The 18,743-nt window shown below is 44.4% G+C and carries 22 protein-coding genes and 1 pseudogene; 6 read left to right on the forward strand and 17 right to left on the reverse strand.

All coding sequences use genetic code 11. The features are described from left to right. Window positions 1-43 precede the first annotated feature (43 nt). From V6N89_RS03725 to V6N89_RS03740, 4 genes and pseudogenes are all read right to left on the reverse strand, one after another. A complete protein-coding gene (locus V6N89_RS03725; RefSeq protein WP_346993412.1) occupies window positions 44-847 on the reverse strand; it encodes a TonB-dependent siderophore receptor in 804 nt (267 codons plus the stop codon). Beyond that, the gene (locus tag V6N89_RS03730; RefSeq protein WP_346993413.1) at window positions 825-1,757 is read right to left on the reverse strand and encodes a hypothetical protein; all 933 of its coding nucleotides are present in this window, start codon (window positions 1,755-1,757) and stop codon (window positions 825-827) included. The genes V6N89_RS03725 and V6N89_RS03730 overlap by 23 nt, the downstream gene beginning before the upstream one ends. A 30-nt stretch (window positions 1,758-1,787) precedes the next feature. Beyond that, window positions 1,788-1,856, reverse strand: a pseudogene (locus tag V6N89_RS03735) (hypothetical protein); the annotation flags it as partial. A 56-nt stretch (window positions 1,857-1,912) separates the two neighbouring features. Then, the gene (locus V6N89_RS03740) at window positions 1,913-2,209 is read right to left on the reverse strand and encodes a hypothetical protein (RefSeq protein WP_338516410.1); all 297 of its coding nucleotides are present in this window, start codon (window positions 2,207-2,209) and stop codon (window positions 1,913-1,915) included. Between the two features lie 301 nt (window positions 2,210-2,510). Here V6N89_RS03740 and V6N89_RS03745 point away from each other — a divergent pair, with 301 nt between their 5' ends. Beyond that, entirely contained in the window at window positions 2,511-2,879 is a 369-nt protein-coding gene (locus V6N89_RS03745; RefSeq protein WP_338516411.1) for a YbaN family protein, read from the forward strand. Between the two features lie 12 nt (window positions 2,880-2,891). Here V6N89_RS03745 and V6N89_RS03750 read toward each other — a convergent pair whose 3' ends face one another. The 13 genes from V6N89_RS03750 to V6N89_RS03810 all read right to left on the reverse strand — a co-directional run bounded on the left by V6N89_RS03750 (window position 2,892) and on the right by V6N89_RS03810 (window position 14,497). Next, window positions 2,892-4,058 (reverse strand): hydroxymethylglutaryl-CoA reductase, encoded by a 1,167-nt coding sequence (locus tag V6N89_RS03750; RefSeq protein WP_346993414.1) that lies wholly within the window; start codon window positions 4,056-4,058, stop codon window positions 2,892-2,894. 194 nt (window positions 4,059-4,252) lie between these two features. Then, on the reverse strand, window positions 4,253-4,900 hold the full coding sequence (locus tag V6N89_RS03755; protein ID WP_431189765.1) for a hypothetical protein: 648 nt from the start codon (window positions 4,898-4,900) through the stop codon (window positions 4,253-4,255). A 207-nt stretch (window positions 4,901-5,107) separates the two neighbouring features. Next, window positions 5,108-5,707: a tetratricopeptide repeat protein gene (locus V6N89_RS03760; protein ID WP_431189785.1), complete on the reverse strand. Its 600-nt coding sequence runs from the start codon at window positions 5,705-5,707 to the stop codon at window positions 5,108-5,110. A 121-nt stretch (window positions 5,708-5,828) separates the two neighbouring features. Continuing rightward, on the reverse strand, window positions 5,829-6,674 hold the full coding sequence (locus V6N89_RS03765) for an SDR family oxidoreductase (RefSeq protein ID WP_338520213.1): 846 nt from the start codon (window positions 6,672-6,674) through the stop codon (window positions 5,829-5,831). Between the two features lie 45 nt (window positions 6,675-6,719). After that, complete coding sequence (locus V6N89_RS03770; RefSeq protein ID WP_159623948.1) at window positions 6,720-7,400, reverse strand: TenA family transcriptional regulator; 681 nt, start codon at window positions 7,398-7,400, stop codon at window positions 6,720-6,722. A 3-nt stretch (window positions 7,401-7,403) separates the two neighbouring features. Next, on the reverse strand, window positions 7,404-8,927 hold the full coding sequence (locus tag V6N89_RS03775; protein ID WP_346993415.1) for an AMP-binding protein: 1,524 nt from the start codon (window positions 8,925-8,927) through the stop codon (window positions 7,404-7,406). Continuing rightward, on the reverse strand, window positions 8,917-9,669 hold the full coding sequence (locus tag V6N89_RS03780; RefSeq protein ID WP_338516414.1) for a thermostable hemolysin: 753 nt from the start codon (window positions 9,667-9,669) through the stop codon (window positions 8,917-8,919). Before V6N89_RS03780 ends, V6N89_RS03775 begins: the two co-directional genes overlap by 11 nt. An 81-nt stretch (window positions 9,670-9,750) precedes the next feature. Further along, entirely contained in the window at window positions 9,751-10,446 is a 696-nt protein-coding gene (locus V6N89_RS03785; RefSeq protein WP_338516415.1) for a hypothetical protein, read from the reverse strand. Continuing rightward, entirely contained in the window at window positions 10,443-11,207 is a 765-nt protein-coding gene (locus V6N89_RS03790) for an FTR1 family iron permease (RefSeq protein WP_338516416.1), read from the reverse strand. The genes V6N89_RS03785 and V6N89_RS03790 overlap by 4 nt, the downstream gene beginning before the upstream one ends. After that, complete coding sequence (locus V6N89_RS03795; RefSeq protein ID WP_346993416.1) at window positions 11,197-11,562, reverse strand: cupredoxin domain-containing protein; 366 nt, start codon at window positions 11,560-11,562, stop codon at window positions 11,197-11,199. Before V6N89_RS03795 ends, V6N89_RS03790 begins: the two co-directional genes overlap by 11 nt. After that, window positions 11,546-12,835 (reverse strand): ATP-binding protein, encoded by a 1,290-nt coding sequence (locus V6N89_RS03800; RefSeq protein ID WP_346993417.1) that lies wholly within the window; start codon window positions 12,833-12,835, stop codon window positions 11,546-11,548. Before V6N89_RS03800 ends, V6N89_RS03795 begins: the two co-directional genes overlap by 17 nt. A gap of 1 nt (window position 12,836) precedes the next feature. Then, the gene (locus V6N89_RS03805) at window positions 12,837-13,502 is read right to left on the reverse strand and encodes a response regulator transcription factor (RefSeq protein ID WP_338516421.1); all 666 of its coding nucleotides are present in this window, start codon (window positions 13,500-13,502) and stop codon (window positions 12,837-12,839) included. Window positions 13,503-13,585: 83 nt separating this feature from the next. Continuing rightward, complete coding sequence (locus V6N89_RS03810; RefSeq protein ID WP_338516422.1) at window positions 13,586-14,497, reverse strand: hypothetical protein; 912 nt, start codon at window positions 14,495-14,497, stop codon at window positions 13,586-13,588. A 268-nt stretch (window positions 14,498-14,765) separates the two neighbouring features. Here V6N89_RS03810 and rplM point away from each other — a divergent pair, with 268 nt between their 5' ends. The 5 genes from rplM to V6N89_RS03835 all read left to right on the forward strand — a co-directional run bounded on the left by rplM (window position 14,766) and on the right by V6N89_RS03835 (window position 18,668). After that, entirely contained in the window at window positions 14,766-15,194 is a 429-nt protein-coding gene (gene rplM, locus V6N89_RS03815) for a 50S ribosomal protein L13 (RefSeq protein ID WP_014948329.1), read from the forward strand. Window positions 15,195-15,206: 12 nt separating this feature from the next. Next, complete coding sequence (rpsI, locus tag V6N89_RS03820; protein WP_014948330.1) at window positions 15,207-15,599, forward strand: 30S ribosomal protein S9; 393 nt, start codon at window positions 15,207-15,209, stop codon at window positions 15,597-15,599. Window positions 15,600-16,037: 438 nt separating this feature from the next. Next, window positions 16,038-16,670, forward strand: coding sequence for a ubiquinol-cytochrome c reductase iron-sulfur subunit (petA, locus tag V6N89_RS03825; protein ID WP_346993418.1), 633 nt, complete (start codon window positions 16,038-16,040; stop codon window positions 16,668-16,670). A 1-nt stretch (window position 16,671) separates the two neighbouring features. Continuing rightward, a complete protein-coding gene (locus V6N89_RS03830; protein WP_159623935.1) occupies window positions 16,672-17,937 on the forward strand; it encodes a cytochrome b in 1,266 nt (421 codons plus the stop codon). Then, complete coding sequence (locus V6N89_RS03835) at window positions 17,934-18,668, forward strand: cytochrome c1 (protein WP_159623934.1); 735 nt, start codon at window positions 17,934-17,936, stop codon at window positions 18,666-18,668. The genes V6N89_RS03830 and V6N89_RS03835 overlap by 4 nt, the downstream gene beginning before the upstream one ends. Window positions 18,669-18,743 lie beyond the last annotated feature (75 nt).

The raw sequence follows: 18,743 nt of genomic DNA on the forward strand, positions 1-18,743 counted from the left end.
AAGGCAACGCAGCAAAGTACGTCGCCTTTTAACTTATGCAGCCTTACCACTTATAGGTAAATTCTACGAAGCCATTACGCGGGTTGCCAGGGAAGTGACCAGTACGTGACAAGAAACCAGACTCGGCATACTCTCTATCAAATAGGTTATCAATTCTAAACAATACGCTGTAGTTTTCGACTTCCCAGGTAATAGAGGCATCTGCCACAAAATAAGATTTGACTGTTTGCCCAGACAAGCTCAGCTGTTCATCAACGTAGTTACCGCCAAATGCGAACGCAAGGTCCCACTCAGGTACTTGATAGCGCGTCCAAAAACCTAACTGGTTTTCAGGGGCATTGGCAAATTTATCTCCAACGCTGTTTCGTATTGTAGTACCGCCATTGTCAGCTGTAATGCGTGCATCGTTATAGCTGTAGGCCACGCTCATGATCCAGTTTGGCGTAATGTCAGAGATAACTTCTATTTCTATACCGTCACTGGTGACTTCGCCCACAGGTGCAAGGTTATCAATACCGTCACCTTCAGGATCAAGACCTGTATTTTGCAGTAGGTTTTGACGTTTAATTTGATACACTGCCATGCGAAGTAACGTCGTTTCGTCGAACAACTCTGCGTTCACCCCACCTTCAATGATTTCACCCGTGGTTGGTTCAAAGGGGCCTCCAGCTTGCTGTGCTTGGCTGCCTACTCCTTGCGGCTCGTAAGAGTCAGCCCATTGACCATATAATGAGATGGAAGGGGTGACCTTGTAGATTGCACCCAAACGATAGGTTACGTTGTTGTCATCGAACGCAGTGCCATTTGAGTCGTCTTCAAATTTGTCATAGCGCACGCTGAGTAACAAGCGTAAATTTATCCCAAGCAAGTTCATTAAGCACATATGCACCATTGCGCACCTGTTCTGTCGTACGTGGAGCTCTAAAGTTTACATCGTAGTTGCCCGGTTGAGACTCACCATAGTTAGGAGAAGTCAACCTAAGCGGAATAATGTCTGAGTCGAGTGATGTTCCCGCTAAATAGCGCTCCACAAAATCGGCGCTAAATGCAGTACCACCTAACAATGCATCCTCAGTGCCCTTATACAAGTCCACACCAAAAGCAGTGCGTTGATTTGCGTTAAACAATGTTCCTTCGTAGACAAAGTTTGCCGCGAAACTTATCTGCTCTTGTTCACGTAGCTGGTCTCTAAATTCTCTACCGACCAAGTCGATCGCACCATCACCGTCGCTATCAATTAACGCACGGGGCTCGTGATAGTTTTGCGCTTGCTCATTATCAATATAGCGAAGCTTAGTGTCGTAACTCATTGATGATGTTACTTGGCCTTCAAGTGATAGTTGCACAACATCTGAGCGAAGATTCAAGAAGTCACTGGCCTCGTTATGGTTCCACGAACGATCGGTTAAGAAGTTTCCAGCGTCATCTGTGGGCACACCACGCAGTCGATTGCCATCAAGATCTTGCGAATAATGGGTATATTGGGCCGTGAACAAGTGATTGTTTAAATCGTATGAGTAGCCTGAATCGAAAATAAACACTTCGCTTGCGCTATTATCGCGATAGGTATCTTGCTCTTCGTAAAAAACGCCTAGACGTCCATTTTGGTTGTCGCTTAATGCGCTAGTAATTTCGCCCGAGCCGCCAGTGCGAGAGTGCGAGCCTGCAATTGCACGTGCATTGGCGCTAAATTCTGACTGTGGTTTTTTGGTTACATAATTGAACAGTCCACCTGGTGCGCCAGCACCGTAAAGCATTCCTGCAGGGCCTTTTAGGAAGTCGAGCCGTTCAACATTGAACAGTTGTGGAACGTTAAACCCTACGTAGGGGTCACCGCGTAAGCCGTCAAAGAAAATTTCTTCTTGTCTAAATCCTCGTGCGGTAACGCCTGCATAGCTAAATTGACTAACGCCTAAGCAATATTTCGATAAATATCCTTAGCATTTCGTGCACCTTGGTCACGAATAAGGCTTTCGTTGATTGTGGTAATTTGCTGCGTCGCATTTAGTGGGTCAACACTGAGCTTACCTGTGGATGATTCCCCATTGCGATAAAGGTTTAACGCTCGGCTGGTCACGACAACACGCTCTACTTCTTTTGTATCTGCATTGTTGGTATCTTGTGGTGTGTTTTGTGTTGTAGTTCCGCTTTCTTGGGCAAAGGCGTTGGTTGCCAGCGCGGCGGTAATAACTGCAGCTATATACTTCATTGATACTACTGTCCAATATCTAACGTTAACAAAGGGGTTAAGTTTGGTTTTTAAATATTAGTATAAATGATAACTGTTATTGTTATCATTATCTATAGTGTATTGGTTCAGAATCGTTGATTAGTATTAGCGATTTCTTTTACTGTTTGATTTGTCGCAATGCACACAGCAGTGAAATAAGCTATGGTTAACAATGCACTCGTAAAAACACTTTGTATTGCAGCAAGTTGGCAATATCGTTAAAAAAGTTAAGGGCAAGCTGTTGCTGCAGTGAATGGCATATTCTTGGTATGTAAAGTCTATGAGAAAACCGTTTTATCTTTTGTGTGGTTTTGTACTTACTTCACTTGGAGTGGTTGGCGCATTCTTGCCTGTTATGCCAACAACAGTGTTTCTTATCGGCGCACTTTATTGCTTCACACAGTCTTCGCCGCGCTTGGAGTTCTGGCTAGTAAATCATCCTCGATTTGGCTCCTCTTTGCAGGCGTGGCGGCGTCATGGTGCGATTTCTAAAAAAGTGAAGTGCATTGCCTGTTGCAGTATGCTGTTAAGTTTCGCGGGGCTGTGTTTATTTGCTTCTATGCCGTTACTTGCTTATATCTGTGTTGCAATTTTTATGGGATGCGGCGCGTATTTTGTACTCACGCGCCCAAGTCTTGTTGTTCATTAGCGAGCAACGGTGTTATCGATTCCGGCCTAAACGTTCATGGCTGCTGACCCATTCATCTGAAACGACGGCGGATCCTAGCGACAGGTCACCACACAACACCGTGGCGGCAACAATTTCTGCGAACTTGTTCACGCTGCCTTTGCCGCTACAGCCCAAAACATTTAAGCATTCATTTTGGGTGGCAAGGCCCGTGCCCCCACCATATGTGGCGACAATCAATGACGGGATCGTAACTGAAAAATAGTAATCGCCTTGGGGCGTAATTTCTGCAAAGGTAAACCCTGCAGAGGACTCCGCTACATTCGCCACATCTTGACCGCAAGCAATAAATAGCGCGGTGATACCATTCGCAAAATGAGCACCATTACTCACACTTCCCGCCATCATAGCCCCCATATTTGAGTACTGACGCTGCTTATATAGTGCTTCTGGCGTGCAATGCATTATATCGGTAACAAGTTGACGAGGCAGGGTCACTTCAGCAACTACTCGTTTCCCGCGAGTATGTAGTGAGTTAAGGTGAGAGTGCTTTTTATCTGTGTCTAAGTTAGCGGCTAGCACAAAGTGATCAATGGGGGCAGGGTAATTCGCCATGATCCATTCACAGCCCGCTTTAGTGGCTTTACTTACCATGTTTTGGCCTGCGGCATCACCACAGGTAAAGTTAAATCGTAACCAGCGTAGTTTAGACACTGCGTGCTGTTCGATGTCGCGCAAGCGCCCAACGCTTGTTGTCGCATTACACGCTGCTTTAATGCTTGAAAAATGTTGTTTTACCCAGCTGCCAAAAGCGAGTGCTTCGCGAGCGTCTTTAAAGGCAAACATAGGAGCGCGCTGCATGGCGTCATCAATTACTGTGGTAGTAACACCTCCGGCTTCACGCGTAAGACGCATGCCACGGCTATAACTGGCAACCAAGGTACCTTCTGTAGTGGCCATAGGCACATAAAACTCACCGTTAGCGTGTTCTCCATTTATGTTCATAGGACCTGCAAAACCCACTGGTATTTGTGCAACGCCCGTGAAGTTCTCAATATTCCCTTCAAGCGTTTCTTCTGGCACAGAGTAGTGCCCAGTATGGGTCAATGCTACACCTGTTTGAGCTTCAATAAAGTCGCGACGCGTTTGACTCATTTGTGCGCTGTGATCATTACTCTTTGTACGTGGGATCTTTGCCATCTGCTTATACCATTTACATACACGGTACTCATAGTAGAAGTGAAGTGGATAGAAGAGAAGCGATTGACTTTTATACACATAGATAAGTCGTGTGAATAAATTGTTAATGGTGGTGGCTGGCGCGTTATGCGCGCCAGTTTACAAAACTGATATACCTACAAAGCGCGTGTCTTAAAAGATAATTGAGAGTTTAACTAGAGTTTAGTGCTCAGCTTTTCTTGTAGCTTCGCAATTTCTTGTCGTCGCATTTTGTCGGCCAAAGGTCGGTTTGGTTTTTCAGGGGCATCTTTTGCGATATCAAGGTGCTTTTGTGCTTTTCTAAACTCTTTATCATCAAATAAAAATTCTGCGTAAAAAAAGTTCTGATCCATACCTTGGGGGTTTACCTTTAAAGCGCGTTTAAACAATGCTTCCGCTTTTTTATCACTACCAAAACTGACAGGCCACCCCGGCACTTTATGATAAAGCGCGGCTAAAACGGTAAGTGCAGCACCTTCCAATACATGTTCATCTTTTTCAATAGCTTTTTCTAGGTTGTCTTTGGCGCTTTCTGCATAGTCCAATGCGCCCAGCCCGCCTTTGGCACTTGCTGTACTTGATTGCGAAATGGCTAGCCATGTAAGTGCTTGCGGACTGTTTGATGTCAGTTCGGTTAAGTTCTTGGCTTGGTCTATAAGACGTAAAAACGCGTCAAGTTGTGCATCGCCTTCCATCTCATAGTTTACTGTTGCCCATTGATGTTGAAGAGACAATAAAGGTGCCCCTTGGTCCTCGCCATGTGCCATAAGTGATAGCGATACGATACCTAAGAAGCCCAGACGTTTTAAATACGTTGTTAACATGAAAACGTTCCTTAAAAGAATGAAAGGTGATGGAAAAGTGCGCTAAATGCGCCTAAGTTCTTTGAAAGAGCGGTAATTTAGCGATTCTTTAAAAGAAAAGCGACTATGTCTTGCCATTAACGTTGATAATACTGATGTGAAGCGTACTGGGAGAGGTAACACGCTCGCAATAGCATTATTACGAGCACTTTGAATTTAAGGTTGCTATTAGCTTTTTTGAGCTAGCTTGGCTTCAAGTCGAGAAATTTCTTGTCTTCTTCCTAAATCAGCAAGTGGACGCTCTGCTCTTGCTGGGGCTTGTTTTGCTTTATTGGCATAGATGCGTGCTTGAGCATACTCACCATTGTCATAGAGAAATTCGGCATAGAAATAATTGGGGTCAATCCCATTTGGATTTATTTCCAACGCGTGTTTCAACAACTTTTCGGCTTTCTTGTCATTGCCAAAGCTAATCGGCCAACCAGGCAACTTATGATAGAGCACACCTAAACTTGTCATGGCTGAACCTGCTAAGGCATTTTCATCTAATCGCATAGCATGCTCAAAGCTCTTGCGCGCGGCTTTGGCATAATCTAATGCGCCCAGCCCGCCTTTAGCGCCTGCAGTGCTTGATTGAATAATTCCTTGCCATATTATCAACTCTGGATTGTTGGGATCTTCACTAACAAAAAACTTCGCTTTTTCAATAAGCGCGGCAAATGCTTTTTCTTTTTGCTTTTCCTCTACTTCGTAGTTGATGTGTGCCCATTCATGCTGAAGCATAGAGAGGGGAGATTGTATCTCTTGTTGCACAGAAGATGGCGACATATCGCTTGCTGACGGCCTTGCGTTATCTTGCGCAACTGCATAACTCATTGCGCCTAAAGATAATGTAAGAAGCGTCATTCGGGTTAAAGTGGTTAAATGTTTCATAATGTTCACTCCGGTGTTAAACCAACTTACTGGATAAGTCGTTGGTATTTGTCACAGTATCGATGTGCGTGTTCTGCTCACTTTTGCTGAATGTATGGCGTTTAATAATGGGTAGCTTTTTGGCTAATGCGTTATCAACAATATTGGGTAAAATGGCATTTAATTTGGCGAAAAAGCGTTCTGCAAAGCCAATGCTTAGCCGCGCTTTGTTTTGCTCGAGTGCTTTAACAAGTGCTTGTGCTACAACATCGGGTGTATCAACGTGATTACCCAGTGCGTTATTGAGCGCTACAGCTTTCTCGTCATTAATCGCCGTAGACGTTGCTCTTGGTGCTACATAGTGAAATCCAATATTACTGTTGTGATACTCACGATGAAGGGCCTCAGTCCACCCTTTAAGCGCAAATTTGGTTGCGCAGTAGGTGCTATGCGCAGCAAAACCAATACTGCCGAAGGCAGAGCCAATATTGACGATATGCGCATGAGGGCGTCGCTCTAAAAGGGGAAGCAGCGCTTGGGTTAGCAGCATTGGAGAGAGTAGGTTGGTAGTCACCACTGATTCGATAGGGGCATCACTGAATTGGCCGACATGGGTTGTGCCAGCATTGTTTATCAGCATACTCACTGGTAATCGCTCGCACGTGTGAATCAGTTTTTCTCTGCCTTCACAATGCGAGATATCCGCCGCTACAATGGTATGTTGATGTTTGAGCGACTGTTGCAGCTGTTTGAGTTTTACTTCATTTCTGCCCGTTAAGATGAGGTGCGCACCTTTCTCATCAAGTGCTTTAGCAATGGCATGTCCAATGCCGCCACTAGCACCTGTTACGAGTATTACTTGATTTTGCCATTGAATAGTCATCACGCTTTACCTTGAGTTAACCCTATAAAAACAGTGCTACACACGTTACGCAATCTGTGCAATAGGACGTAAACCGTGCTCAGGAGTAAGTTCACGGAAAATATCCCCATACAAGCGATAAAACATATTGGCGCTGTGAATGATCATGGCTTGTTCTTGAGGGTTTACTATTTGGTTCATTAACCCTTCAAAGAAAACGATGTGCTCTTGGTCAAGCGCACCATGTGAGGTTAAATACTTAAACGCAGATCTAGGCAGTGATAGTTTATCTTTAATTTGCTTTGCTGCAGCGTCTGCCAGCGCAATACTGGTGCCTTCAAGTACAAACACCATGCCGAAAAAATAAAGTGGATTTTTGCGTGCAATGGCATCAAACGCATAAGCGACCATAAGTTCAGTCGCAGGTGCAGGTTGTCCATTTCGAGCTTGTTCCTTATCCACACCACACGCAGCTAAGTCGTTTAAAATCCACTCTTGATGACCCATTTCTTCTTCAATATATTCGCCAATGGCTTCACGCAGCCACTCTTTGTCTTCGCTTAATTTAGCGCCTGTAGCCATAAGAAGCGGTACGGTAAATTTAACGTGGTGATACGCTTGTTGGAGAAACGCAATATAATCGTCAAGGGAAAAGTCGCCATTAAAACAACGTTGAATTATTGGTGCCTGTAAAAACAGGTTTCTAGCTTGCTCAGTACTTTCTTGAAGTTGTTGATAAAAAGACATTATTTACTCTCCAAAGGTGATCGTTTGAGTCGCACAAGATTCAGGATGCGTACAGGTTTCAGTGTGCGAGATTAATTGAGGGTCGCGATACAGCGCAGCTATTGTGCTGCTGTAGTGCGTAATCACATCGTCGCGCTTAATCTTGCCAGTTTGGGTTAACAACCCGTTTTCTGGCGTAAATGGCGCAACCACATCAAAGTTTTCTATTTGGGCATAGTCGGGCAATTGTTGGTTAATCAACGCAATGGCTTTATGTATTCCATCAATGGATATGTGAGGCGATGCAGGGACAAGCAAAGCAACACAGTGTGGACGAGCTTCACAGAAGACGACCACTTGGCGCAGTACGCCACTTCCCATCAACAGAGACTCAATCCATTCAGGCGATACGTTTCTACCTGCGCTGTTCACCATGATGTTTTTCTTGCGGCCACTGAGAGTTAAGACGCCATCCTTTATCACGCCTAAGTCTCCGGTTCTGACGTGCGCTGGGTAAAAGCTTTCTACTTGATTGAGGTATCCCAAAAAGTGGTTGCCCGTTATTACCACTTCACCGTTATCTATATGAAGTGCATTGTGCCCGAGTGCTTTTCCTGCCGTGCCTACTACATTGCATTGCCCCGTATTAAGCGTAGAGACCGAAACGGCTTCTGACAGACCATAGCCTTCATAGACTGGTAGGCCTTTAGCTTGTGCTTGTGCCAGCAGCACAGGTGATACATGTGCACCACCTACGGCGATAAACGACAACGACGAAGGTGGAACCCAACCTTGTGAGCAGGCATGAAGCAATACCATGAGTAACTCGGGTACTAAAATAACCGACGTTGGTTGGACGCTATCAATTAAGCCAATTAGCGCTTGTGGGTTTACAAGACGGCTACCTTCAAAGCCTCTAGTACTTGCTGATGCAAGTTGCACTGTGCCACCGTGAAGCAATGGGGCATAAACACTAGCGATATTTTCAAGTAACGTTGATAGCGGAAGCAGGCACAAGTGGTTGACACAGTCTAGCTCAAAAGTACTGCTAATTGACTCTGCAACTTTCCACTGAGATTTACTGGATAAACATACGCCTTTTGGCGCACCAGTGGACCCTGACGTGAAAGTAATTTTGTTCGTCCCTTCAGGCATACATACAGATGTTTTGTCAGAGGTTAGTGCATAGCCAACAATATCGACACTTTTACACACGCGTTTCATCGTAGTTGACGCGAAAGTAGGGGGCTCTGCATCTGTTAGTAGGTACTCACACTGGCTTTCGCTAAGTATGTGTTGCTGCTGCTGCTCACTGAAAAAGAGTGGGAGAGGCACACAGCACGCTTCAGCTTGCTGGCACGCAAGGTCAGCGACTACCCAAGCGAAACTGTTGTCAAAAGCAATAGCGATACGGCTCACATCATTGGTTGTGATCCAATTTGCGAGTTGCGCGATGGCATCTTTAAGTTCACGGTAGGTTAACGACTTTCCATGATGCTTAAGTGCAACAGAAGCATCATCACTAGTTAAGTACTTTTCAAGCAACATGAGATGCTCCTTTTTGCGGATAAGCCAAAGCGCTGCGCAGCTGAAGCTCGCTATCAGAGCTTGCAATGAGTCCAACCGCTTGTTGATAGTATTGACGAAGAGGGCTGCTGCGCATGACATGGTGAGTAACTTCTTGAAGAGACAACGCCATAACTTGCGGCGCAGTGTCATAGTAGGTGCCCCAATCATCGCGGTCTGCAGCGAGTCTATTAACGTCAGCGTTCGCTAATGTAGTAAGCGAAATACCTGCACCCTGTAATAGTTGTTGCACTTGAGTTGTTGCACTAAACACAAGATATTTTTTGCCAATTTGCGAGAACAAAAAAAATAATGAAAGTAACAAGGGCAGCGTGTAACGCGACGCGCTACTAAATAAGTTACCTACTTCAACAATGTCGTGTCTTTGCGCAAAAATCTCCTGGGCCTCTAACGCGACTTCAATAGGGCTATCAAGATATTGCTCAATGAAAAGTGCGTGATGCGTATTTTGAGTACCACTGCACCTAGCGCCAACAGCTGCCTTTATTCCGTTAACTTCAAGTGCAAATAACATAGGCATGAACGAACTAATATGTGCGTCATAGCGGGTGGCGAAACCATTAGCGATAAAGGTTTCAATATTGTGTCTAGCTGGATGTGTAAGGCTGGCTGTAATGAAAGCTAGTGATGGGCACCGCTTTTCATGTTGACGAGTAGTCTTATCATCACATGAGTTGGGTGCTACTGATAACGTAAGGCTCATACATACACTCTGGTGTTCTTCGATGGTATGAGTATTGATGCGCTACCTTAAGAGAACCTTAAGTTAACGCTTTTTTTAAAATCAAAATTCATATTCGAGGGACATACGTAATGTATGATCCTTGCTATCGCCATTGAGCCCAGCAATGAAACCGAGCTCCCACTTTAATTGCTTTTGTCTGTCGAAGCGTTTTATGCCCATAAAGGCTGGTCCAACACCTACATAGTCCTCAGCCACATACATCTCAATACCAGGTTGTACTTCTGGGATCCAGCGATAGCGGAACTTTGCTTTGAATTCACCTTCCCACTCGTTGGCTACGGTTTCTCCCCACTCATACACTAAGCTTACATTGGTCGTTAGACTGAACTGACCAAACTCTTTTTCAGTAAGAATTCCCGCTTTCGCTGCCCAGTCATCGGTATTGTGCTGCTTTTCTAATTCAAATAGGGTTCCCCAATCAGCCCAATACCGCCCCTGCTCAGTCACCATCCAACGCAGTTCAAGTTCGTAAGATTCCAAACCAAAATCTTGGTTTTCATCGCGTGCACCTACAACGTAGGCTTCTAATATGACAAATTCAGAAAGCGCATGCCCAAATGAGAAGCGTTGCATTAACACATTCCCGTTGTCATTTTGACGTGAGGTTAGGCGCCATTCGAATTCGCGTTCAAAAGGTAAAACGTAAGGTTGGTAGACTCTATCAACGGTGAAATTGTCAGCGCTCGCGGCAAAGGTAGCAAGCACAGAACACATCATTAAAAGAATACGTTTCATCGAATACCCTCCACGTGTTGCCACAGTGCAGGAGTGTGCTTTTTCAAAGCGGCAATGGCATTAGGCACAGCCAAGGATAATAAAAATAGCATCATGTAACTCATTGATGGTGTGGCTTCGTAGCCAATTAGGGCGTTCAATAAATGCCCGTATTCGCTGTTATCACTAATAAGGTGACTGCTGTCCCAGATTTGTTTTGACGTAGGCAAGATATCGATTTGTTCAAGGAGAAGGGCTACATTCGCAACTTGCGCGGCCACAAATAGTGTCGTGAAACAAAACATTACTTTGGCGCTTACAAAATGTGTAAGGGCAATGTTTAGCAAAATAGCGATACTAATACTGATCCCCAAGCCAATTGTAGTGCCAAGAATCAGCAACGAATGATCACTATTACGGGTTAGTTCGGACACAAAATACACCATAAAATGCAGGCTGTTAGGAAGTCCAATACCAAGCACAAGTAGTGTAATACCTAAACTTACTGTGCGTCCTTTTGAATATGGGAATATCGCTAGCATACATATACCGAACCATGCGCTGACCAATAGTAGAGACTTCAGCAATTCAAACCCTGCACCCTCTGCTAGCTCAGAGATAACGCCAAGATATGAATACATAATAACTGCTGTCACAAGCATTAAACCGACACGCCATACTAGTGAGAAACGAGGTACACCCGGCAATGCAATGAGTACACTCAGCAACAGAAAGATTGGCAGCGTGTCGCGCAAAAAAAGTACCACGGTATTAATCAGCATCGCGCACCTCTTCATGTGCTTTTACGACAACTTTACCCACAGCACTGTTGGGGTTAAACTCACCAAAGAACGGGTATTCACCCGGTTTCAAAGGGCCGATATAAATGCTGCCTTTGCTGTTGGCGAAAATCACTTTTTCTCTGTTAAGCGAAAAACTATCAATTTCCTCTGGCGTATCGTCAAAGTTGATAAACGTAAGTCGTACTTTTTTTCCTGCAGGTACCACAACATTCTGAGGATAAAAAAGGTGGTTTTTTATTTCTACCACCACTTCAGGAAGCGCATATGCGCGAGGAGACGCAAACGAGAACACACCGGCTAAAATTGCGAGAGAAGTTTTAAAGTAAGAGTTCATTGTTAAACTCCACTTTTACTTCAAGGCCGCCTAGCTCTGCATCATCAAGTACGACTTTTGCATCATGCAGAGCAACAATTTGCGAAACTATGGCTAAGCCCAAACCACTTCCCGTCGTCGCTTTGGCTTGGGTAGCGCGGTTGAAACGCTTTAGTACACTTTCTCGTTCACTTCGCGGAATTCCAGGGCCAGAGTCTGCGACACTTAATACTACCGTGGAGGCCCGTTTTTTTATTCGTACAACTATTTGTGCCCCATCTGGTGAGTAGTTGCTGGCGTTAGTAATTAGGTTCTGTAGCAAGGTGTACAACATGAAGTGAACGCTGTTTAACCAAATCTCATCGCCCTCCAAAGCAATGTCTTGCTGTTTGGCTTCTATTTTTCCATAGAGATCACTAATCACTTCTTGGGCTACAAAATAAAGATTTACCTGCTCTTTTTGCTCTACAAAGGTTTCTGGACTGGTGCGTGTTAGTAGCAAGAATTGGTTTACCGCGTGGATCATTCTGTCTGTATCGCGTTGCAGTGTTTGAAGCTGTTTGCCGTTTTCCCCCAGCTCTTCTGCAATATTATGGATATTGATTTTCATCACACTGAGCGGGGTGCGCAGTTCATGTGCAGCATTAGAGGCAAACTGTTGCTCTCTTTCAAATGCCGCGCTTAGTCGAGTAAACATTGAATTGAGTGTGGATACAATAGGTTTTAATTCGCTTGGCTCCCTATCTAAAGAGATAGTGGAAAAATCATTACCTGTTCGCTTTGCCAGTTGTCGAGAAAGCTGTTTAAGTGGCGAAAGTCCCCAAGTGATCCCTAAAAACAAAATAATGGCGAGAAGGGGGACACTTATTATAAAGGGGGTAATTGAAGCAACCGTGAGCGCATCGGTTAATACAAAACGATTACTCAATGGTTGCGCTACCATGTACCACTTTTTCTCGCTTCGTAAATAAGCGGTATATACACGCCATCGCGTTCCAAGCACATTTTTTTCAGAGAAACCGTTTTTGAATTCAGATAGCGGTGTGGTTAACGCACTATTTGAGCTCTTTATTAAGGTGTCGTTTTGCCATATCTGGAATAATAAGGTGTGCTCGTTGCCTGATGTTCCGCTATCAAACGATGCAATGGCGCTATTTAACGCAGTCAGTTCATTGTCCAGTAGGGTGGTCGATATACCTATGGTAGCGCGATAGCCGTGTAGTGCCGCACTAAATACAATAAGCACTAGTGCACTGGTAAGCGTTAAGATAAGAAAGCGACGAATTGACGTCACGTTAGTCTCCAGACTTGGATATACAATATCCAACGCCTCTTATAGTGCGAATGAAGTCATCTGGCATTTTCTTTCGCAAATGACTGATATGCACTTCTATTGTGTTACTGGCCACTTCTTCACCCCACTCATAGAGTTTGCTCTCGAGTTGATGCTTACTCAGTATTCGACCCGCGTTTTCAATCAGCGCTTTTAAAAGCATGAGTTCTCGACGAGGGAGGTGTACGTTGCTTTCATCAATAGTAAGTGTGTGGTGGGTTGTATCAAGACTAACGTTTTTTACTGTAATTACGCTTTGAGAAGCAGTGCCAAGTCGTCGCTCTAATACGCGGAGCCGAGCAAGCAACTCGTCAATTTCAAAAGGCTTAGGAAGATAATCGTCTGCACCTGCATCTAACCCTGATATCTTGTCTGAGGTTTTATCTCGCGCGGTAAGAATCAAAACTGGCAAGGTGGGATTGGTTTTGCGGATACGTTTAAGTACGCTTAACCCATCTTGATCTGGAAGCCCAAGATCGAGAACGACTATGTCGTTTTGTGCCGCACGAAGCGCATTAAGAGCGCTAGCACCGTCGTAGACACAATCTATAACATAGTTTGCCTTACTCAATGAGGTTGTGAGTGCACAGGACAATGGCTTATCATCTTCTACCAAGAGTATGCGCATAGTATTCCTACAATTAGTCGGTAAATTAAGGGTATACCAGAAACCTTAAGAAAACCTTAAGGTTTTTCGTATTGGGCATCTGCTCAGTTGCTATTCGTTTCGTCGCGTAATGCTTTAATTGCTGTACTGGCCTGTTTGTCCCACTGCGCGTAGTCAAGGACATAAGGAATGGCGGGGTTTTTTAACGCATGGGTTGTTCGTGACGGTGAATCTACAATTAATGCTGCTTTCTTATGACCTTCTTGCGCTTCAAATAATGCCGACAATTCGCCGTTTTCTAACAGGCGTATCAGTCCAATACGCAACCGATTCGCAAGTGCAGTATTTTGAGGGCTGACAAAAAAATATTCGTAACTTGGGTATCGAAGAATGTGGTTTTTTTCCAATATAATGTTTTTATCAGCGTGACGCGCCAAATCGCGATGCACCTCAATAACGTTGCGGGGAAACCCGTCGACCAAGTCTCTTTCGACCATTGAGAACATCGATTGAAACCATAAACTCCAGTCTTCGCCTGAGACCGTGTAGCCATTATGCTCTAAAATCTCAAGGTCGGGCCAATCATCGCCTTGCACTAGCATCATTGCTTTGAGTTGCTTTATATCAATTTGTTGTGGGAAGTCCGGTTGACGCTCAGGGTTAATAACCAACACCCGGTGACCAGCAAAACCTTTTAAAAGTGGAAGTTTTATCGCGATAAGTTTTTTCTCGCGAGCGCGATTAGTTACGCTCCACATAATATCGGCATCACCGTTAATTAATGATACCAATTGTCGACTTTGACTCATAGGGTGGGGGTGCGGAGCGATTGATGTTGTACCTAGTTCAGGAGTAATATTAAGCGCCGCTTGCAAAACGGCAATATGGTAATGCCCGTAGTCACTGTCAGCAAATGCTCGGGTATAGATTATTTCGTCTGCTTCCTTTGCCTGCGAAATACCTATGCACGTTGAAAACAACCATGCACAAAGTGTAATGCAGAAAGCGTTTTTCATTTTTATTTTTGTTTAAAAATACAACACATCAACCCTACACCAATTTTTAAACCAAGTCACCGATGTTCGTTGAAAAATCATCCTATTTTTTTGGTTTTAGGGGTTCGCATTTGCGACAATTCCTGTATAATTCGCGCCCTGCCCAGTTACGCCCACCTTTGGGAAGGTGGAAGAATCAGCCTACTCGAAGGGGTCATTGTGTTGATTTTAAGGTGATTTCTGGTGTTCAGAAATCAGTAACGACGATATTATTCGGGTGAATTTGAAAATGAAAACTTTTGTTGCTAAGCCAGAAACGGTACAACGTGACTGGTATGTGGTAGACGCCACAGACAAAACTCTAGGCCGTTTGGCTTCTGAAATCGCACTACGCCTTCGTGGTAAGCACAAGCCAGAGTACACGCCTCACGTGGACACTGGTGATTACATCGTAGTAATCAATGCTGAGAAAGTTGCGGTAACAGGCCGTAAAGCGCAAGACAAAATGTACTATGCGCACTCTGGTTACCCAGGTGGTCTTAAAGAGACAAACTTTGAAAAACTAATTGCTCACAAGCCAGAAATGGTTATTGAAAAAGCAGTTAAAGGCATGTTGCCAAAAGGCCCTCTAGGTCGCGCAATGTTCCGTAAAATGAAAGTTTACGCAGGTGCAGAGCACAAGCACACCGCACAGCAACCACAAGTTTTGGACATTTAAGGAGCTATTAACATGGCAGATACTCAATACTACGGCACAGGCCGCCGCAAAAGTTCTACTGCTCGTGTGTTCCTACGTCCAGGCACAGGTAGCATTAAAGTAAACCAACGCGCTCTTGACGAGTACTTTGGTCGTGAAACAGAGTGCATGGTTGTTCGTCAGCCACTTGAACTTGTTGAAATGACTGAAAAGTTTGACGTTTACATCACTGTTAAAGGTGGTGGTTCTAACGGTCAAGCGGGTGCAATCCGTCACGGTCTTACTCGTGCTCTTATGGAGTATGATGAAGCACTACGTCCAGCACTTCGTAAAGCTGGCTTCGTTACTCGTGACGCACGTCGCGTTGAACGTAAGAAAGTTGGTCTACACAAAGCGCGTAAGCGTCCACAATTCTCAAAGCGTTAATTTTTACGCTTTTTGTATTGCAAAAACCCGGCTTATGCCGGGTTTTTTACTATCTCAATATGCGCGACTTCAGTGATTTATACTGCTATATGCCGCACAGCGCTTAGCGACAGTTAAAATAACAAAGGTTTAATTTCTGCCGTGTTTTACGTCAAAACAACAGCAAAACCTTGATTTGCGGTATTTCCTACTTTGATCTTAAATAAAGTTTTCAATTAAATTGTCGCTTAAATATCAGTAAAACCTTGTGTTTATAAGGGCTTTTCTTTTATCATTTGCGGTCGAAAATTTTGTAAAATTTCGTGAATTCGTAAGTTAGTGAAAATTCACTGTTACGTCGCTTTCATGACAAGCCATATGATGCTACGACACAAGCGAGATAAAACCAGTATAAGCTTGTGTTACACATCATAATTATCCAAACCTGGAGAAATGTGGATGAGCAATGTATCTGTAGATGCAACAGAGTCTGCACAAAACGATAACCAGCCAGAAAACAACACTCGTCGTCGGTTTTTGACCGTTGCCACGTCGGTAGTTGGTGGTGTAGGTGTTGTTGGTGCTGCTGTGCCTTTTATTGCGTCCTGGAATCCAAGCGCCAAAGCAAAAGCGGCTGGTGCTGACGTTGAAGTAGATATCAGCGGGATTGAGCCTGGACAGTTAGTACGTGTAATGTGGCGAAGCAAGCCTGTATGGATTGTACGTCGCACGCCAGAAATTCTTGAAGAACTAGGCACGCACGAAGATAAGCTGAAAGATCCTAACTCTGAAGCTGAGCAGCAACCTACTTTTGCTCAAAACCGTTTCCGTTCAATGAAAGAAGAATACCTTATCCTTGTTGGTATTTGTACGCACCTTGGATGCTCTCCACAGCACCTTAAAGATGGCGCTTTCGAAGAGGTAGTTGAAGGGGTTCCAGATGGTTTCTTCTGCCCTTGCCACGGTTCTAAGTTTGATATGGCAGGACGTGTATTTGAAAACGTACTAGCACCATTAAACCTAGTTGTGCCGCCTTATCAGTTCGTTAATGACACAACTGTTATTATCGGCTCAGAAGCGGAGGTTGTTTAATATGAATGCTTTCCTAGGTTGGATTGAAGAACGCATCCCAATGATGCGCGTAGCAAATATGCACGCTCTTCAATACCCTGCGCCAAAGAACATGAACTTTTGGTATGTGTTCGGTTTCTTGGCAACTATCGTTTTAGTTAACCAAATTATTACTGGTATTTGGTTGACCATGAACTTCGTTCCTTCTTCAGAAGGCGCTTTTGCTTCTGTTGAATACATCATGCGTGAGATCGACTACGGTTGGATTATCCGTTACATGCACAGTACTGGCGCGTCAGCGTTCTTTATTGTGGTATATCTGCACATGTTCCGTGGCATGATTTACGGTTCTTATCAGAAGCCACGTGAGCTTCTATGGGTGTTTGGTATGTTTATCTACCTTGCACTTATGGCAGAAGCATTCATGGGTTATGTACTTCCTTGGGGACAAATGTCTTACTGGGGTGCACAGGTAATCGTATCGCTGTTTGGTGCTATACCTGTTGTTGGTCCTGACCTTGTAATCTGGCTACAGGGTGACTACGTTATCTCTGGCGCAACGCTAAACCGTTTCTTCGCACTACACGTTATTGCGCTGCCATTGGTTATTGTAATTCTTGTATTCCTTCACATTATCGCGCTTCACGAAGTGGGTTCTAACAACCCTGATGGTATCGCTATCAAGCATAAGAAGGGATCACTACCTGAGTCTGAAAAGACTAAATATGAAATTCACGAGTACTACACAAGCAAGTACGATATCGCTGACGATGTACTACCGTTCTTCCCGCACATCGTGCTTAAAGATCTAGTGGCGTTCTGTGTATTCTTAGCGCTGTTTACCTATGTGTTGTTCTTTGCGCCAGAAATGGGCGGTAAGTTCCTAGAGCACCCTAACTTTGAAATTGCTAACCCGCTGAAGACACCTGAGCATATCTTCCCTGTGTGGTACTTCACGCCGTTCTACGCCATTTTGAAAGCGGTACCGGATAAGCTATTCGGAGTACTAGCAATGTTTGGCGCAATTGCAGCGCTATTCGCTCTGCCTTGGGTTGATCGCGGACGTGTTAAGTCATGGCGCTATCGCTGTGGTCTACACAAAGTAAACCTTATTGTGTTTGCTATTGTGTTTATCTTCCTAGGTTACCTAGGTGGTACACCACAAGAAAACTGGAAAATCATTGCATCTCAAATCGCGACAGTAATGTATTTCGGTTTCTTCATTGCACTGTTCTTGTACAGCAAAAATGAAAACACTAAACCTGTGCCAGAGAGGATTTCTAAATGAAAAAATTGATGTGCTTTTTAGCCTTCTTCCTACCTGGCGTAGCGCTTGCGGCAGGTGGAAACGTACACCTTGATAAAGCGCCTATCGATTTAACCGATAAGGCCTCTTTACAACGCGGTGCACAATTGTTCATGAACTACTGTTTAGGCTGTCACTCTATGAAGTATCAGCGCTATCAGCGTTCATTCCAAGATTTGGGTATTCCTGATGAATTGGGCCAAGAGCATTTGCAGTTTACGGGTGAAAAGGTTTCTGACTATATTACCCGTGCTATGCCTGAAGAGGCGGCTGCAACATGGTTCGGTGCGGCGCCACCAGACCTTACGCTTGTTGCTCGTGTTCGTGGAGAAGACTGGATTTACACTTACCTTCGTTCTTTCTATGTTGATGAGAGCCGTCCGTTTGGTGTGAACAACACAGTGTTCCCTGAAGTAGGTATGCCACACGTACTTCAACCACTTCAAGGTACGCCAACGCGCACCTATGAAGAGCAAATGGTTGACGGTGAAATGGTTAAGCGTTACGTAGGCATTAAGTCAGATGGTACTGGCGCGATGTCTCCTGACGAGTACGACCAAGCTGTTGCCGATATTGTGAACTTCCTTGAGTACACAGGTGAGCCTTCAAAACTTGAATCTCATAAAATCGGTAAGTGGGTACTTATCTTTATCGCAGTATTGTTTGTATTTGTTTACTTACTGAAGAAAGAATACTGGCGAGAAGTGCACTAATCGCACAGATTTATGTATAATACCAAAAGGGGGCTTCTCGCCCCCTTTTTTGGCATTTGTAATTCGCTCATTTTA

It is taken from the genome of Alteromonas gracilis, from assembly GCF_036870955.2.
In the GTDB taxonomy this organism is placed as follows: domain Bacteria; phylum Pseudomonadota; class Gammaproteobacteria; order Enterobacterales; family Alteromonadaceae; genus Alteromonas; species Alteromonas gracilis_A.

Coding starts and splice junctions, on each gene's coding strand:
- V6N89_RS03730 (WP_346993413.1), bottom strand. CDS start 1,757: ATGCTTTACGGTGCTGGCGCACCAGGTGGACTGTTCAATTATGTAACC.
- V6N89_RS03740 (WP_338516410.1), bottom strand. CDS start 2,209: ATGAAGTATATAGCTGCAGTTATTACCGCCGCGCTGGCAACCAACGCC.
- V6N89_RS03745 (WP_338516411.1), top strand. CDS start 2,511: ATGAGAAAACCGTTTTATCTTTTGTGTGGTTTTGTACTTACTTCACTT.
- V6N89_RS03750 (WP_346993414.1), bottom strand. CDS start 4,058: ATGGCAAAGATCCCACGTACAAAGAGTAATGATCACAGCGCACAAATG.
- V6N89_RS03755 (WP_431189765.1), bottom strand. CDS start 4,900: ATGTTAACAACGTATTTAAAACGTCTGGGCTTCTTAGGTATCGTATCG.
- V6N89_RS03760 (WP_431189785.1), bottom strand. CDS start 5,707: ATGTCGCCATCTTCTGTGCAACAAGAGATACAATCTCCCCTCTCTATG.
- V6N89_RS03765 (WP_338520213.1), bottom strand. CDS start 6,674: ATGACTATTCAATGGCAAAATCAAGTAATACTCGTAACAGGTGCTAGT.
- V6N89_RS03770 (WP_159623948.1), bottom strand. CDS start 7,400: ATGTCTTTTTATCAACAACTTCAAGAAAGTACTGAGCAAGCTAGAAAC.
- V6N89_RS03775 (WP_346993415.1), bottom strand. CDS start 8,927: ATGTTGCTTGAAAAGTACTTAACTAGTGATGATGCTTCTGTTGCACTT.
- V6N89_RS03780 (WP_338516414.1), bottom strand. CDS start 9,669: ATGAGCCTTACGTTATCAGTAGCACCCAACTCATGTGATGATAAGACT.
- V6N89_RS03785 (WP_338516415.1), bottom strand. CDS start 10,446: ATGAAACGTATTCTTTTAATGATGTGTTCTGTGCTTGCTACCTTTGCC.
- V6N89_RS03790 (WP_338516416.1), bottom strand. CDS start 11,207: ATGCTGATTAATACCGTGGTACTTTTTTTGCGCGACACGCTGCCAATC.
- V6N89_RS03795 (WP_346993416.1), bottom strand. CDS start 11,562: ATGAACTCTTACTTTAAAACTTCTCTCGCAATTTTAGCCGGTGTGTTC.
- V6N89_RS03805 (WP_338516421.1), bottom strand. CDS start 13,502: ATGCGCATACTCTTGGTAGAAGATGATAAGCCATTGTCCTGTGCACTC.
- V6N89_RS03810 (WP_338516422.1), bottom strand. CDS start 14,497: ATGAAAAACGCTTTCTGCATTACACTTTGTGCATGGTTGTTTTCAACG.
- rplM (WP_014948329.1), top strand. CDS start 14,766: ATGAAAACTTTTGTTGCTAAGCCAGAAACGGTACAACGTGACTGGTAT.
- rpsI (WP_014948330.1), top strand. CDS start 15,207: ATGGCAGATACTCAATACTACGGCACAGGCCGCCGCAAAAGTTCTACT.
- petA (WP_346993418.1), top strand. CDS start 16,038: ATGAGCAATGTATCTGTAGATGCAACAGAGTCTGCACAAAACGATAAC.
- V6N89_RS03830 (WP_159623935.1), top strand. CDS start 16,672: ATGAATGCTTTCCTAGGTTGGATTGAAGAACGCATCCCAATGATGCGC.
- V6N89_RS03835 (WP_159623934.1), top strand. CDS start 17,934: ATGAAAAAATTGATGTGCTTTTTAGCCTTCTTCCTACCTGGCGTAGCG.